The following is a 15,522-nucleotide window of genomic DNA, read 5'->3' on the forward strand; positions in this document are numbered from 1 at the left end:
CGCGCTAGCCCTCCGCCGAAATGCGCGGATCGAGCCGCGCATAGATGAGGTCGACGACGAAGTTGACGGTAATGACCAGCAGCGCCGAGACGAAGACGATGCCGAGCAGCGTATTGAGATCGCGCTGCACCACCGATTCATAGGCGAGCCGTCCGAGCCCCGGCAGCGAGAACACGCTTTCGACCACCACCGATCCGCCGAGCATGGTGCCGGCCTGCAGGCCGATCAGCGTCACCATCGGGAGCAGGGCGTTGCGCAGCACGTGCCGCGTCACCACGCGCGTCTCGTCGAGACCTTTGGCTCGCGCGGTTCTGACGTAATCCAGATTCAGCACCTCCAGCATCGAGGCGCGCATGATGCGGAGGTAGATGGCGAGGAAGATCAGCCCCAGCGTCAGTGTCGGCAGCACCAGATGGCCCGCGATATCGAGCAGGCGCCAGATGCCGGTCTGCACCGCGCCGATGTCCTCGAAGCCGCCGGGCGGCAGCCATTGCAGGTAAACCGAGAACACCACGATCGCCATCAGCCCGAACCAGAACGAGGGCGTGGCATAGAAGATCAGGCCGAGGGTGGAGATCAGCGTATCCGGCCAGCGGTTGACGCCGCGGGCGGCGATCACCCCGAACAGCAGGCCGAAGAAGAATGCGAACGACAGCGACGCCGTCATCAAAAGGATCGTCGGCGGCAACCGCTCCAGGATGACGGAAGCCACCGGCTTGCCGTAGATCGAGGAGAAGCCGAGATCGAGCCGCACGAGCCGCCAGAGGTAGTTGCCGAGCTGCGCCGGGATCGAGAGGTCGAGCCCGTAGAATTTGCGCAGTTCGCTCGCGGTCGCGGCGTCGCCGCCGCCCATCTGCGCCATCATGGCGTCGACAGTGTCGCCCGGCGCGAACTGCAGCAGCAGGAACACGCCGATCAGGATCAGGACAAGGGTCGGAATCGAGGCGGCCAGCCGCCGCCCCGCAAGGCTCAGGATGCGCATAACCTATCTTGGCGGATATCAGCCTAAGCGGAAAGCCAAAGATCGTGCCAGCTCGCCGAACCCCAGCGCGGCGTATTCGAGTGGTTGCGCGCCTTTGCGGTGATCGTGGTGAGGAAGATCTGCTCGATGGGCATCCAGACCGGCAGCTCCGTGTTCACCTCCTTGACGAACTGGGCGTAAAGCGCCTTGCGCTTGGCCGGGTCGACTTCGGTCGCGGCGTCGTCGATGGTCTTGTCGACGTTCTTGTCTTCCCAGCCCCACTGGTTGGTCCAGGGCGCGCCCTTGGGCTGGCCGGAGCGATACCAGACCGTGGTCGAGACGGCAGGGTCGTTGCGGTACTGGTGCCAGCCGGTCGCGATGTCGAAGGCGTGATCGTCATAGACCTGCTTGAGGAAGCCGCCGCCATCGTTGCGGACGATCTCGACGGGAATGCCGATCTCGCCGAGCGATTGCTGGATGAAGGTCGACCACAGCGAGATGTCCTCGCCCCAGGGCGCCGGCAACAGCCTCAGCGAGAAGCGCGTGCCGCCGCGGCCGGCCTTGAAGCCGGCTTCGTCGAGCAACGCTGCCGCCTTGGCCTTGTCGTAACGGTATTGCGGCGTGTTCGGTCCGGGATAGAAATCGGTCGAGGTGGAGGGGATCGGCCCGGTACCAAGCTTGGCGAAATCGCCGAGGAAGTTCTCGATGAAGAACGGCACATTGATCCCGTGCGCAATGGCGCGACGAACCTTGATGTCCGACAGTTCCTTGCGGCGGAAGTTGAACTCCAGCGTGTTGGTCCGCGCGTTGCCTTCATTGCCCTTGGTCGAGACAATGAAGCGCTTGTCCTTGCCGAGCCGGGCGAGATCCGAGAGCGTCAAGCTGGAAAACGGCGCATAGTCCAGCTCGCCGGCTTCCATCTGCGTCGCCGCCGCGGAGCGGTCGGTGATCACCTTCCAGACAATGCGGTCGAGATACGGCGCGTTCGGCCGCCAGTAATTTTCGTTGCGGTCGGCGATGATATATTGCCCGCGCTCATATTTGACGAATTTGAACGGGCCGGTGCCGACGGGGGCAAGGTTGGTCGGGTTCTGCCTGATGTCGCCGCTCTCATAGAGATGCTTGGCCGAGACATAGCCGAGGTCGGGCAGGGCGCGCAGCAGCAGGTTCAGCGGCATCGGGCGCTCGTATTTGAAGATCGCGGTATGCGCGTCAGGCGTCTCCACCGCGGTGAGGAAGAGCTGCAGCGTCGATCCGTAATTGAGGATCTTCTTCCACATGTTCATGGCGGTGAATTCGACGTCGGCCGAGGTGAACGGCTTGCCGTCGTGCCAGGTGATGTCCTGGCGCAGCTTGAAGGTGACGGTCTTGCCGTCGGGGGTGGCTTCCCAGCTTTCGGCGAGCACGCCGACCGGCTGGCCGCTGGCGTCGAGATCGACGAGGTTTTCCTGGATCTTGCCGCCGATGATGTAGACGCCGGTGGAAGCCTGGATGCTCGGGTTGAGCTGGCGCTGCTCGGCGGCGTAGTGGACGTTGAACACGCCACCCTTGCGCGGCGTCTCCTGGGCAAAGGCCCGCATCGGATTGATCACGTTGGCCGCGATGGCTGCGGACGTCAGCAGCGCGGTGCGGCGGTTGATCTCAAGGCGCGTCAAATCCATGCGAAGTCTCCGGACACATATTGATGGCGAACCGTTCAAGCGTCCGCCTTTAACGGCGATGCTACGATGGAACGCCGACGCGAGTCATTTTCAAATCAACGCGCGGAACGGAAAATCCTTCCGAAAACAATGTGCTTGCCGGCCGATCCATCCGTGCTTTTTGTCTCGCGGAGGGGCGGATTCCGGCTCGTCCCGATGGACGCGGGGACGGCAGGGCAGCCCCGGATTGTCCGAAAAAGGGACATCGGGCGCGCAAAATCCCCATAAAAATAGGGGCAAGACGGCTTCGGATGTCAAAAAACCCCGGAAAAATTGGACGAATCACTGCAAACCGACTAGCGGATAGGTGTGCAGAATGTCGGAAACCCTGTTTTTTAGGCGCTTTTCGCCATATCGTCGCCCTGTGCCAGAATCAATGGAGCAACCATGGCCACCCAAATGTCTAAGTCGCAGCTGATCGAGAAGATCGCGACCACCACCGAACTTTCGAAGAAAGAGGTCAAGAACGTGATGGACACGCTCGTTGACGTCGGTCACAAGGAGCTCAAGAAGAACGGGCTATTCCTCGTTCCTGGCTTCGCGAAGTTCGTCGTGGTCAAGAAGCCCGCGACCAAGGCTCGCAAGGGCACCAACCCCTTCACGGGCGAGGAAATGATGTTCAAGGCCAAGCCGGCCCGCAAGATCGTGCGCGCCCGCCCGGTCAAGGCCGCCAAGGACGCGGTCTGAGATCAAGGGGCCGCTTGACCAAGCGGCCAGAGCAAGCGGAAAGGCCTCCGGCGACGGGGGCCTTTTTGTTTTCTTCACCTCGTCCCGTCGTCCCTGCGAACGCAGGGACCCATACCGCGTGATTTCTCTTGTGGCACCGTGGCAGACGCCGTCCTTCCAAACGAAGGCCTGTGGTTATGGGTCCCTGCGTTCGCCGGGACGACGTGGGGAGAGAGTTCGTGCAAGTCATCCCCGCCACAGCTTGTCATCCCTGCAAGAGCGGGGCGAGGGAGATGCAACCACTACACCACCGGCGACCGTCCGCCGTCGACATTGATCGCCGTTCCCGTGATGTACGACCCCTGATCGGACGCAAGGAAGCATGCGAGGTTGGCGAACTCCTCTGCCGTCCCGATCCGCCCCAGTGGCGTGCCCCTGGCGAGAGTTTTGGCGAACACCTCGAAGTCCGTGTCGGGCGCCTGCGCGGCGTGGCGCTTCACCCATTGATCGCTCATGATCAGGCCGACCAGCATAGCGTTGACCAGGATGTTGTGCTCGCCGCCTTCGTTCGCCATCACCTTGGTCAGCGCCATGCCCGCGGCCCGCGACACCGAAGTCGGCGCGGATGAGGCGGCCGGCGCCTTGGCGTAGGTGTTGAGCACGTTGATGATACGGCCCCATTTGCGTGTCTTCATGCCCGGCCAGACCAGCCGGCTGAAACGGATCGCCGCGAATAGCTTGAGGTCGAGATCCTCCTGCCAGGCCTCGTCGGAGATGTTCTCAAACGCCATCGTCCGCGCCGTGCCGGCATTGTTGATGAGAACGTCGACCGGGCCGAGATCCCCGACGATCTTGTCATGTGCGCTTGCAATGTCCGACGCCTTCGAGACGTCGCAGACATAGTCGCGAACCGTCAACCCTTCCTTGCCGAGATCTTCCCGCGCCGCCTTGAGATCCTGCGCGCCGCGGGCGAGGATCGCCACCTTGGCGCCGGCGCCGGCAAATCGACGCGCAACCGCGATCCCGATCCCCTTGCTGCCGCCGGTGACCACGGCGACTCTGTCCTTCATCGTGACTTGCATGTTGTTCTCCCGAGCGCGGTCTTGCTGCCGCCGGCTGGCCGATGCGGATGATCGGCGGACAGTCCATCATGGGGGCCTGCGCCGGCATGATCAAGCCGCCGGCAGGCGAGGGCAGCTTCGCGCCGCACGCAATCGAACTCGGAGATGACGCTGTCGTGAACGGCGGAAATTCCATCCGGTTTCGACGGCGCCCTGGCAAGGATTTTTCCCGTTTGCCGCGGGCGGGAATGGCATCGTTGCTTTTTCTGCCGCGACCTTGTGGCGGCTGACGGCCTCGCCAAGATCAAGAGAACAACAATGGAGTCCAGGAGACCACCATGGGCCTGCAGCAAGCCAAACTCGAATCGCTTCCGTTCGTTACCGCCGAGCTGAACTATCTGGCGCCGACAGAAGGAAAGCCTCGTACCTACGCTTTCGATCCGCCGCCGGGCGAGCCCAAATCCACCGCGCTGCCCGAGCCGCACAATGTCCCGATCTTCGATGCACGCCTGATCGCCGCCAACCTCTCGCTGGACCGCGAGGGCTTTGCGCTGGTCCGCCATCCCACCATCGTCAAGAATTTCTACGACGATAAGGAAGTCCGGAACATCTACTATCCGGCCGTGGAAGCCTTCCTGAAGGCGACGCTGAAAGCGGACCGCGTTGTCATCTTCGATCACACCGTGCGCAAGCGCGTCGAGGGCGCCGCCGATATCAGGGGCGGAGGCCCGCGCCAGCCGGCCACCCGCGTTCACGTCGACCAGACGGACAGATCAGGCGCCAACCGCGTGCGCGAACATCTGCCGGATGAGGCGGAAGAACTGCTGAAGGGGCGCGTGCAGGTCGTCAATGTGTGGCGGCCGATCCGCGGTCCGCTGCGCGATGCACCGCTCGCAATGGCCGACGGCCAGACTGTCGAGCCGGGCGATCTCATCGCGTCCGACCTGATCTATCCGAACCGCAGCGGCGAGACCTATTCGGTCAAATACAACCCGAACCATCGCTGGTATTACATTCCGGAAATGCGGACCGACGAGGCGCTCCTCCTGAAGTGTTACGACTCCGCAACCGACGGTCGCACGCGGTTCGGGCCGCATACCGCCTTCATCGATCCGACCACGCCGGCCGATGCGCCGCCCCGCGAAAGCATCGAGTTGCGGACGCTGGTGTTCCACCGGAACTGACAAGCGGATTCGCGTTCCCGCGCCATTGATGCTACCTCGCCCCAGGAGAGTTTGGGGCGAGACGGCTTATGGACGGCAAGGCCGATAGCGCGGGCGGCAACTTCCGCGCACTGATTTTTGCGCTTCTGGCGCTGGCCTGCGGCCACATGCTGTCGACGCTGTTGCGGACCATTCCGGCCGTCAGCCTTGATGTGATGGCCGCCGACTTTCGCACCGCCCCGCAAAAGCTGGCGAGCCTCACCTCGGTCTATCATTTCGCCTTCGCGGCCTCGCAGATCCCGGTCGGCGCGGCAATGGACCGTTTTGGCGTCCGCCCGGTCTCGTTGAGCCTGCTCGCAGGAACGGTTGTCGGCGCGCTGGCCTCAGGGCTCGCCACCGGGACGGCGAGCTTTGTATTCGGCCAGCTCCTGCTCGGCGTCGCCACCTCGGGCATGCTGATGTGCCCGATGACGCTTGCTGCCAAGCAGATGTCGGCGGCGCGCTTCGGCCTGTGGTCCGGCATCATTCTCTCGATCGGCAATATCGGCATGCTGCTGTCGGCGAGCCCGCTCGCCTTCGTCGTCGAGCATTATGGCTGGCGCGCGGGTTTCTGGATCTCCGCCGGTTTCGGCGTCGCGGTGGCTCTTGCCGTGTTCCTCCTGGTCCCGAAGCAGCCGGCCGAGCATGGCGATCCATCCTCGCCACTGTCGCAGATGGCCGAAGTGCTGCGCATCGGCCTGTCCCGACCGCTGCGCGGCCTGATCGGGCTGGCGCTGGTGTCGCTTGCGGCCTCGCTGGTGCTGCGCGGATTGTGGGGCGGGCCGTGGCTGATGGAGGTCAAGTCGCTCGGCCGCATCGAGGCCGGCAACGTGCTCGGCCTGTTCACGCTGGCGCTGATCGTCGGCCCCGTGCTGATGGGGATCGTCGACCGCTCCATCGGCCATCGCCGCGAAGTGCTGGCCGCGACGCATTCGTTTGCCGCCTTGCTGCTCGCGCTGGCGGCGGCGGGCGCGCCGAACTATCCGCTGTCCGATCTCTTCGGGGTAAAGGCCGTGCCGGCGCAGATCGACGCCGTGCTGTTCGTCCTGATGGGTATCGCGATATCGACGCAGCCGCTGCTGTTCGGCATGACGCGGCAGTTGGCGGGCGCGCAGAACGCCGGCAAGGCGCTGTCGGCCATCAACCTCGCATTCTTCCTCGGCGCTGCCCTGATGCAGTCGACGACCGGCGTGGTGGCAACGATTTTCGGGCTTCCCGCCGTGCTGCTGTTCATGGCAGCAAGCCTGATCGTCGGGGTAACAGTCTTCATTGCCTATACAAGGCCATCGAAGTCCTAGATCGTACGCGCCTGCCTCCGGACCTCGTTGGCGATCGGCTTGAGGGATTCGGCTGCGGCCTGTCCCACCAGGCTGTAGCCCATCCCGTCATCGGCCCAGCTAAAGCCCGAGATGTTGCCTCCCGAATTCGGCGCCATCGGCGCGCTTTGTTCCGACGCCATTGGGCGTGCCAGCACGACGAGCCGCTGTCCGCGATCGTCGTCATACATGAACATCGCGGCCGGACCATGCGACGTCGCGATCAGGCGTCCGCCCATCAGGCGAAAGCCCGATCCCGTCAGGTCCGGCAGCTTCACCGGCTGGTTCAGGCGGTTCGACACCCACTGGACCAGTTGCGCGCTGTCGGCTGCCCGCATCTCGACCGGCTGCACCCGATCCGGTGCATAGACGTGATAGGTGTCAGCGGCTTCCTGGGCGAGTGCGGCAAGTCCGCCAGGCGACATCTGCAGGGTGCCCCGCATCACCCAACCGCCGACACCGCCGATGCTCAGCATCAGCATGGCTGCGACCGCCCACCAGACGGGCGAAGGCCGTCGCTGCCGCTTCTCGATGATCCGTGACAGATTGAGTTGCGGCGGCAGCGGCTCGTCCGCAATGGGCGCCAGTGCCTTGCGCAAGAGATCGCGCTGGTCCGTAAAGGCGACGGTGCGCCGGGCGACGTCGGGGTGGTCGGCCAGATAGACGCTGACTTCCGCCCGTCGCTCGGGTTCGAGAACGCCATCCACATAGGCGTGGAGATCGTCTTCCGTGATGGGACGATGGCTCATTTCATGCTCCGCAACTGCACCACGTTCCTCGTCGCGCCGTCCGCGGTCCCGTCGATTTCCTGCTGCAACCTTTCGCGCGCCCGCGACAGGCGCGACATGACGGTGCCGATGGGAATGCCGAGAACCTTGGCTGCTTCGGAATATGACAGGTCTTCCACCGCGACCAGGAGCAGCACGGCACGCTGGTCTGCCGGCAGCCGCGCAAGCTTGTCGAGGACATCCCGGTACATCAGTTTCTGTTCCTGCACGGCGTCCTGCCCGAAATCACCTTCATTGGCCTCGTCGATGGCGATGTGCGCGCCCCGGCTTGCGGAGCGGCGGAACTGGTTGACGGCAAGGTTGTGCAGGATCGTGAACAGCCAGGGGCGCGGATCGCCGTCGCGCCGTTGTCCCCAATTGCCGACGGCACGTTCCAGGCAGTCCTGCACCAGATCGTCGGCCGTGGCACGATTGCGGACCAGCGCCCGCGCATAGCGGCGCAGGGCCGGTATCACCGGCTCGACCGAGCGCAGCATGTCGGTCATGGCACCTGGACCTGCACGGCCTCTCCGAACTTCGAAGGCTCGCCCGGCGCGATCACCAGATATCGCCGCTCGGCCGCAGTCGAATTCTGGACGAGCTGCCGGATCGGCCCGACCGCATTGACAATGGCCGAACCTGCGGGGTTGGTCATGAAGGCGGCGAGTGGTTGCACCGACCCGGCTCCGTCGTTCCTGCTGGCCAGCGCCAGCACGTAGCGCTGCTTCGGCTGCAGGCCGGTCACCGACGCCTGCAACACCTGGATCAGGCCCTGGTCGAACAGCGAGACGCTGGTCGGCGGCTTTTCCGTCTTCGTTTCAGCCTTCGGCCCAAGAGAAAGGTGGGCGACCTGACCTGCGATGCCGAGGCTTTGCAGATTCTGGCGGTCGTCGGGATTGGGCGCAGCGTCAGGTACATAGACGATGGCCTGCGGCGCCTGTCCGACCGGAATGTTGGCCACCACCTTGTTGCTGGCGGTGTCGATTGCGGCCAGCGCATCGGCATTTTCGAGTCCGACATAGATGCGTGTGCCGTCGCCCGACGGCCAGAGGCCGTGTGGCAGGCTGCCGACCGGGATGGTCGCTACCTGCGAGAAATCATCGGTGCGAAATACCTTGACCTCGTTGGTGCCGCCGATCGTGATATAGGCGAACGATCCCTTCGGCGTGCGCGCGAAGTTGACGTGATTGGTGATCGGGCCGGTCTCGATCGTCCTGATCGGATTGAAGGGCGGCCTTGCATTGAACACCTGCGTCTTGCCGATGTCCTTGAGCGTGAACCAGACCTGTTCGCCGTCGGGCGTAGCGGCGATGTCCGGGCAGAACGGGCTTTCCTGCTTCACGCGCGCGACGATGGAATGGTCGGCGACCGACACCACGACCGTCTCCGGGTTGAAGGACGAGCAGATGTAGCCGTATTTGCCGTCGGGAGAGAAAATCTGCATGCCGGGTCCGGCCGGCACCTCGATGCGGGTCTTTTCGGCAAAATTCGCGGCGTCGATGACGCTGACATAATTCTCGCCGCGCACGGTGACCCAGACTTCCTTTCCGTCCGGCGTAAAGAACGCTTCGTGCGGCGAGCGCCCCAGATAGGTGACGTGCCTGACGGCGTTCGTCGCGGTGTCGATGAACGTCACCGAATTCGATCCGATCGACACGACGGCGAGTGTCCTATGGTCGGGCGAATAGCCCATGCCGTGGACCAGCACCTGTCCCTTGTAGAGGGGGCTGAAATTGCCGGGCTGCGGATCGCCCAGGCGGATGACGCCGAGCAGCTTGTTGTCGACGGGATCGGTAACGGACACCGTGTTCGAAAACTGTTCCGCCGCATAGACGCGGTCGCGATGGCTGATCGGAATGTCCGGGGAGGACGCGGCGGCGGGGGCCTGGCCGGCCCAGGCCGGAGCAGGCGGCACCAGCGCCGCCATGGAGGTCGCAACGATCGTGCAGGCCAGCAGGCCGCTTCGCAAAGCCGAATGGTTCATCTGTCGCTCCTATTTCTTCATGCCTGCTGGCATCGTCGTGTGATGATGGACCGCCGGCGCCTGACTGGATTGCGTGGGCGCAGGCGTGGAGGCCGGGGCCTGTTCGCCGATCGCAAGCTTCATCGCCGCGATCTCCTGCATCTGGCTGACGATGATTTCCTGCGCGATACGCCGGAGCTGCTCGTTCTGGCCGTAGCGCAGTTGCAGCACGGCCATGTCGATCGCCCCTTGATGGTGCGGCGCCATCATGGCGACGAAGTCGCGGTCGATGTCTCCGGTCGGCTTTGCCTCCATGGCGCTCATCATCCTGTTCATCGCGGCCTCGTTGTCGGCGAGGAACGCGCTTTCCTCCGGGGTCGCCGCATGTTGTGCCGGCGAATGAGCATCATGCGCGAACGCCGGCGGCAGTGCGGCGAGGGCGAAGAGCAGGCGCATGCCGAACAGCGCCGCACTCTGGCCGGGCTTGAGGAATTGCAGCATCGTCGCAGCACCTTTTCGGATTGGTTCCCATGATGAAAGCAGCTTGCATGGGTGGTGACGCGTCGCGACGCGTTCTATTCCGTCACCCGCGGCCATTTTGCCGGGATAGCAGACACGTAATCGTGAGCCGGTGCCTTGCGCCGTGCGGCATTCGCAGGTGGCGGCCGCGACAAAGCGATGGTTTGCGGGCAGAAATCCAGCGGCTATAAGGGTTTGTCCCATCATTTTCTGGAATGGCGCATGTACCCGGATCCGGACTCGGCCTCGCAAAAAATGTACGACCGCGCGCTGGCGAGCCTTCCCGGCGGCAACACCCGCACCACCGTCTTCATGAAGCCCTATCCGGTCTATGCGGCGCGCGGCGAGGGCTGCCGGGTCTGGGATCTCGACGGCAACGTCTATATCGACTGCATCAACAATTTCACCTCGGCGATCCACGGCCACGCCCATCCCGCGCTTATCAAGGCGGCGACCGCGCAGCTTGCGCTGGGATCGGCGTTCGGCCTGCCGACGGTTTCAGAGGTCGATCTCGCCGAACTGCTGGTGTTGCGGCTGCCCTCGGTCGATCAGGTCCGTTTCGCCAATTCCGGCACCGAAGCGGTGATGATGGCGCTGAAGGCGGCGCGCGCGCATACCGGACGGCCCAAGATCGCCAAGTGCGAGGGCGCCTATCACGGCTCCTATGACTACGCCGAGGTGAGCCTCGATCCGACGCCGGAAGCCTGGGGCCGCAACGCGCCGGTCTCGGTCGCCTATGCCAGGGGCACGCCGGAAAACGTGCTGGCCGATGTCGTCACCATTCCCTTCAACGACACCGAAGCCGCCGTCAGCCTGATCCGCGAGCACGGGCCGGAGCTTGCCTGCGTGCTGGTCGATCCCATGCCCAACCGCGCCGGGCTTGCGCCGGCCGATCAGGCCTATCTGGAGGCGCTCCGGAAAGTCACGCGCGAGGTCGGCGCGCTCCTGATCTTCGACGAAGTCATTACGTTCCGCCTCGGCTATCGCGGCGCGCAGGGGCTGTGGAATATCGAGCCTGACCTGACCACGCTCGGAAAGATCATCGGCGGCGGCTTTCCGGTCGGCGCGATCGGCGGCCGCCGGGATGTGATGGCGGTGTTTGACCCCAGGTCCGGAAAACCCGCGCTGCCGCATGGCGGCACGTTCTCCGCCAATCCGGTGACGATGCGCGCCGGCATCGCCGCGATGCAGTTGCTCGATGGCGCAGCCTTTGCGCGGCTCGACGCGATGGGCGAGGCGGTGCGCTCCGGCATCGATGCTGCCTTCAAACGCCACCGCGTGCCCGGCCGCACCGTCGGCCTCGGCTCGCTGCTGAAGATTCACTTTGCCGATCGCCCGATCCGCGACTACCGCTCGGCCTATCTGAGCGAGGAGGAGGCGCAGCGCCAGACCGTGTTCTCGCGCGCGCTGCTCAATCGCGGCGTGCTGGCCGCCGGCTACGGCCTGATGGCGTTGTCGACCCCGATGACGGATGCCGATATTAATGCCATCATCGAAGCCACGTCGGGCGCGCTCGAGGAAGTCGCGCGCACGCTCTGACACATCTTGCGAACCAACGAATAATAACGGCACCGAATGTCCGCCAGGATCGATCCCATCACACGTTCCGTCGTCCAGCACCGCCTCAGTTCGATCGTGAAGGAAATGGGCGAGGCGATGCTTCGCACCTCCTATTCGCAGATCCTCAATTCCAGCCGCGATTTCTCGCTGGCGATCTGCGACACCAGCGCGCGGCTGATCGCGCAGGCGGATCATCTGCCCGTCCATGTCGGCGCGCTGCCCTGGGCGACGATAGCGGTCGAGGAGCGCTTCAAGGACGTGAAGCAGGGTGACGTCATCCTGCTCAACGATCCCTATCACGGCGGCAGCCATTTGCCTGATGTGACGGTGTTCGTGCCGGTATTCGCCGACCGCAAGCGTCTGCTCTGGACCGTCGTGCGCGCGCATCAGAGCGATATCGGCGGCGGCACCCATGGCGCCTATAACCCCGCGGCCACCGAGATCTGGCAGGAGGGGCTGCGCATCCCGCCGATCAAGCTCTACGAAGCCGGCAGGCTGCGCGACGATCTGTTTGACCTGCTGGCGCTCAACGTCCGTAACCCCCGCGAATTCCGCGGCGACCTCGCGGCGATGCTCGGCGCGGCGCATCTTGGCGAACGGCGGCTGTCGCGGCTGTTCGCCGAATTCGGCGCCGCCGTGGTTGAAGCCGCCATGGAAGCGATACTCGACGCGACGGAGCAGCAGACCCGCGCGGTCGTCTCGACCTGGAAGGACGGCGTGTTCCACGGTGAGGCGTTCCTCGACGACGACGGTCACGGCCGAACTGATTTGCGCATCGCCGCAAAGGTCACCAAGAAGGGCAGCGATGTCGAGGTCGATCTCTCCGACTCCGATCCGCAGTCGACCAGCTTCGTGAACTCCTCGCACGCCAACATGCAGGCGGCGGTGGCGATGGCATTCGCCTATCTGATCGACGCCGGGATTCCGAAGAACACCGGCGCGCTGCGCCCGCTCAGGGTGGTCGCGAAGCAGGGCACGGTGGTGTGGGCCGATCCGGGCCGGCCGGTGACGCTGTGCACCAGCCATCCGTCCAATGAAATCGTCGAAGCGATCGTCAAGGCGCTGTCGGCGTCATGCCCGGAGCGCGCGATGGCGGGCTGGAGCCGGCGCTTCCGGATTGCAATCCAGGGCGAGGACCCGCGCAGCGGCAGGAATTTCATCTGGCACCTGTTCCAGGCGCGGCCCGGCGGCGGCGCATCGTCAGGCGGCGACGGCTGGTCCTCGATCGGCGAGTGGCATTCGGTCGGCGGGCTGAAGTTCGGCAGTCTCGAAGTCGCCGAGGTGCGCTTTCCCCTGCATTTCCGCCAGCACGAGTTTCGCCCGGGCTCCGGCGGCGATGGCCAGCATCGCGGCGGTCTCGGCGTGTCCCTCGATCTGGTGCTGGAGACGGAAAAGATCGCGAAGGGCAACACCGCCGGCGACGGCGCGCGCCATGGCCCCTGCGGCATGCTCGGCGGCAACGACGGCAAGCCGCATCATTATCGTCTGTTGTCCGAGGGGCGCGAGCCGCGCGTGCTTCGTACCAAGGAAGTCGGCATCGAGCTGCGTCCCGGCGACTGTCTCGAAATCCGCTCCTCCGGCGGTGGCGGATGGGGGCCGCCGGACAAGCGATCGGCGGAGGCGCGCCGGCGCGATCGTGAGCAGGGCCTGACTGACATCGCGACGGAGCGGATGTCCTCATGATGTTCAGGATAGGTGTTGACGTCGGCGGGACCTACACCGATCTCGTGGCGACGGACGAGGGCGGACGCACCATATTCGCGAAATCGCCGTCGACCCCGGCGGACCAGTCGCTCGGCGTGATGGCGGGGCTGGAAGAACTGGCGCGGCGGCTGAACGTCACGCGCGCGCAGATGCTCGCGGCGACCGATCGTCTGGTGCATGGCACAACGGTTGCGACCAATGCGCTGCTGGAGCGCAAGGGCGCGAAAGTCGCGCTGATCACGACCGAGGGCCATCGCGACGTCATCGAGATGCGCGAAGGCCTCAAGCCCGACCGCTACGACCTGCGCTCGCCACCGCCGGCGCCGCTGGTGCCGCGCGACCTGCGCTTCGGCGTCAAGGAGCGGCTTCGGGCGAGCGGCGAGGTTCTGATTCCGCTCGATGCAAAGTCGCTCGATGACGCGATTGCCGGGATCAAGAAGTCGGGCGCGACCTCGGTCGCGGTGTGCTTCCTGCATTCCTACCTCAATCCCGTCCATGAACTCGCCGCCGTCGCGCGGCTGCAGCAGGCATTGCCCGACATCAGCATCTCGCGCTCCAGCGACGTGCTGCCGCAGATCAAGGAATATGAGCGCGTCTCGACCACGATCGTGAACGCCTATGTCGAGCCGATCGTGCGGCGCTATCTGACCAACCTCGAGTCACGGCTGACCGAAGCCGGCTTCAAGGGCAGTCTGTTCGTCGTGCTGTCGCATGGCGGCATGGCGCCGGTGGAGGAAGCTTCGCGCCTTGCGGCGGGCACCGTGCTGTCGGGGCCGGCCGGCGGCATGTCCGGCGGCCGGCGCTGCGCTGACCTGGTCGGGATTCCCGATCTTGTACCGTTCGACATGGGCGGCACCTCGACCGACATCTCGCTGATCTCAGGCGGGCAGGCATCGCTCTCGGCTGACGGCATGCTGGCCGGCCAGCGCATCGCGCTGCGCAGCCTCGACATCGCGAGCATCGCCGCGGGCGGCGGCTCGATCGCCAGCGTCGATGCCAGCCGCACGCTGCGGGTGGGGCCGGAGAGCGCAGGCTCGGTGCCGGGGCCGGCCTGCTACGGCAATGGCGGAGAGGCCGCGACCGTGACCGATGCCAACGTGGTGCTTGGCTATCTCGATGCCGCGGCCTTCATGGGTGGCAAGCGTCCGCTCGACCGCGCGGCGTCGGAAGCCGCCGTCGATCGCATCGCCAAGTCGATGGAGCTGTCGCGGGTCGAGGCCGCGGCCGGCATCTATCGCATGATCAACCTCAACATGGCCGACGGCATCCGCCTGATGACCTTGCGCCGCGGCGTCGATCCCCGAAAGTTCGCGCTGCTCAGTTTCGGCGGCGCGGCCGGCCTGCACGCCGCCGAGGTCGCGCGCGAACTCGAGATCAAGCGCATCATCGTGCCGACGGTGGCCTCGGTGCTGTCGGCATGGGGCATGCTGACCAGTGACCTCCGCTACGAAGTCAGCCGCACGCACTACGGCGCCGGCGTGCGCATCTCAGCCGACGAAGTGCGCGAACTCTTCGCCGGGCTGGAACAGCAGGCCGCCGGCCGGCTGCGTTCATGGTTCAACGGCCCGGTCTCGATCGAGCGCTCCGCCGAAATGCGCTATGGCGAACAGATCTTTGAGATCGACGTCTCGCTCGACGGCCTCGACTGGAACGCGCCCGATCTGGTTGATCAGATCGAGGATCGTTTTCATATCAGGCACGAGGAACTCTACACCTACGCCTCGCGCGGCCAGGAAGTCGTGTTCGTCAACGCCCGCGTCGCCGCCGTCGGCGCAGTCGAGAGGCAGGACGAGGGCGCGCGCAAGGCCGCGTCATCCAGCGCTGCTTCTCCGCGCAGCAAGCGTCAGGCCTTCCTCGGCGGCTGGCGCGAAGTTCCGGTCTATGCCCTCGACGAACTGCAGCCCGGCCACACCCTGAGCGGACCCGCGATCATCGAAGCCGAGACCACGACGGTGCTGGTGGATACGGGGGACCGCGTGATCGTCAATCCGCTGGGCTGGCTGGACATCGCGCTGCGCTGATACGACCGAAACAATTGATTTCAACAGCCCCATTTTGCGCGCTATCATCGGCGCCGCTGGGCGGCGTCACAAGTTCCTGGTA

The 15,522-nt window shown here is 64.9% G+C and carries 13 protein-coding genes; 6 read left to right on the forward strand and 7 right to left on the reverse strand.

Annotated features, from left to right (window positions below; all coding sequences use genetic code 11):
- Positions 1–4: 4 nt before the first annotated feature.
- Both V7E26_RS07460 and V7E26_RS07465 read right to left on the reverse strand, forming a co-directional pair.
- The gene (locus V7E26_RS07460; protein ID WP_324414800.1) at positions 5–982 is read right to left on the reverse strand and encodes an ABC transporter permease; all 978 of its coding nucleotides are present in this window, start codon (positions 980–982) and stop codon (positions 5–7) included.
- Positions 983–1,005: 23 nt separating this feature from the next.
- Positions 1,006–2,622: an ABC transporter substrate-binding protein gene (locus V7E26_RS07465; protein ID WP_324414801.1), complete on the reverse strand. Its 1,617-nt coding sequence runs from the start codon at positions 2,620–2,622 to the stop codon at positions 1,006–1,008.
- 426 nt (positions 2,623–3,048) lie between these two features.
- Here V7E26_RS07465 and V7E26_RS07470 point away from each other — a divergent pair, with 426 nt between their 5' ends.
- On the forward strand, positions 3,049–3,348 hold the full coding sequence (locus tag V7E26_RS07470) for an HU family DNA-binding protein (RefSeq protein WP_028347431.1): 300 nt from the start codon (positions 3,049–3,051) through the stop codon (positions 3,346–3,348).
- A 281-nt stretch (positions 3,349–3,629) separates the two neighbouring features.
- On the opposite strand, the gene V7E26_RS07475 is transcribed toward V7E26_RS07470, so the two are convergent.
- Positions 3,630–4,409: an SDR family oxidoreductase gene (locus V7E26_RS07475; RefSeq protein WP_324414802.1), complete on the reverse strand. Its 780-nt coding sequence runs from the start codon at positions 4,407–4,409 to the stop codon at positions 3,630–3,632.
- A 317-nt stretch (positions 4,410–4,726) separates the two neighbouring features.
- On the opposite strand from V7E26_RS07475, the gene V7E26_RS07480 reads away from it, so the two are divergent.
- Positions 4,727–5,572, forward strand: a complete 846-nt coding sequence (locus tag V7E26_RS07480) for a CmcJ/NvfI family oxidoreductase (protein ID WP_324414803.1) — start codon at positions 4,727–4,729, stop codon at positions 5,570–5,572.
- 68 nt (positions 5,573–5,640) lie between these two features.
- Positions 5,641–6,888 carry an MFS transporter gene (locus V7E26_RS07485; protein ID WP_324414804.1) on the forward strand — a complete coding sequence of 416 codons (1,248 nt, stop codon included), beginning with the start codon at positions 5,641–5,643 and terminating at the stop codon, positions 6,886–6,888.
- Here V7E26_RS07485 and V7E26_RS07490 read toward each other — a convergent pair.
- The 4 genes from V7E26_RS07490 to V7E26_RS07505 are packed head-to-tail and all read right to left on the reverse strand — an operon-like array spanning position 6,885 to position 10,137.
- The gene (locus V7E26_RS07490; RefSeq protein ID WP_324414805.1) at positions 6,885–7,655 is read right to left on the reverse strand and encodes an anti-sigma factor family protein; all 771 of its coding nucleotides are present in this window, start codon (positions 7,653–7,655) and stop codon (positions 6,885–6,887) included. The genes V7E26_RS07485 and V7E26_RS07490 overlap by 4 nt on opposite strands.
- Positions 7,652–8,179, reverse strand: a complete 528-nt coding sequence (locus V7E26_RS07495) for an RNA polymerase sigma factor (RefSeq protein ID WP_324414806.1) — start codon at positions 8,177–8,179, stop codon at positions 7,652–7,654. Before V7E26_RS07495 ends, V7E26_RS07490 begins: the two co-directional genes overlap by 4 nt.
- Positions 8,176–9,657, reverse strand: coding sequence for a YncE family protein (locus V7E26_RS07500; RefSeq protein WP_324414807.1), 1,482 nt, complete (start codon positions 9,655–9,657; stop codon positions 8,176–8,178). The genes V7E26_RS07495 and V7E26_RS07500 overlap by 4 nt, the downstream gene beginning before the upstream one ends.
- Before the next feature lie 9 nt (positions 9,658–9,666).
- Entirely contained in the window at positions 9,667–10,137 is a 471-nt protein-coding gene (locus tag V7E26_RS07505) for a DUF305 domain-containing protein (protein ID WP_442893361.1), read from the reverse strand.
- A 240-nt stretch (positions 10,138–10,377) separates the two neighbouring features.
- On the opposite strand from V7E26_RS07505, the gene V7E26_RS07510 reads away from it, so the two are divergent.
- The 3 genes from V7E26_RS07510 to V7E26_RS07520 are packed head-to-tail and all read left to right on the forward strand — an operon-like array spanning position 10,378 to position 15,440.
- Positions 10,378–11,694, forward strand: a complete 1,317-nt coding sequence (locus V7E26_RS07510; protein WP_324414808.1) for an aspartate aminotransferase family protein — start codon at positions 10,378–10,380, stop codon at positions 11,692–11,694.
- Between the two features lie 36 nt (positions 11,695–11,730).
- Positions 11,731–13,398: a hydantoinase B/oxoprolinase family protein gene (locus tag V7E26_RS07515; RefSeq protein WP_324414809.1), complete on the forward strand. Its 1,668-nt coding sequence runs from the start codon at positions 11,731–11,733 to the stop codon at positions 13,396–13,398.
- A complete protein-coding gene (locus V7E26_RS07520) occupies positions 13,395–15,440 on the forward strand; it encodes a hydantoinase/oxoprolinase family protein (protein WP_324414810.1) in 2,046 nt (681 codons plus the stop codon). The genes V7E26_RS07515 and V7E26_RS07520 overlap by 4 nt, the downstream gene beginning before the upstream one ends.
- The last annotated feature ends 82 nt before the right edge of the window (positions 15,441–15,522 follow it).

Source organism: Bradyrhizobium sp., from assembly GCF_036735945.1.
Classification (GTDB): domain Bacteria; phylum Pseudomonadota; class Alphaproteobacteria; order Rhizobiales; family Xanthobacteraceae; genus Bradyrhizobium.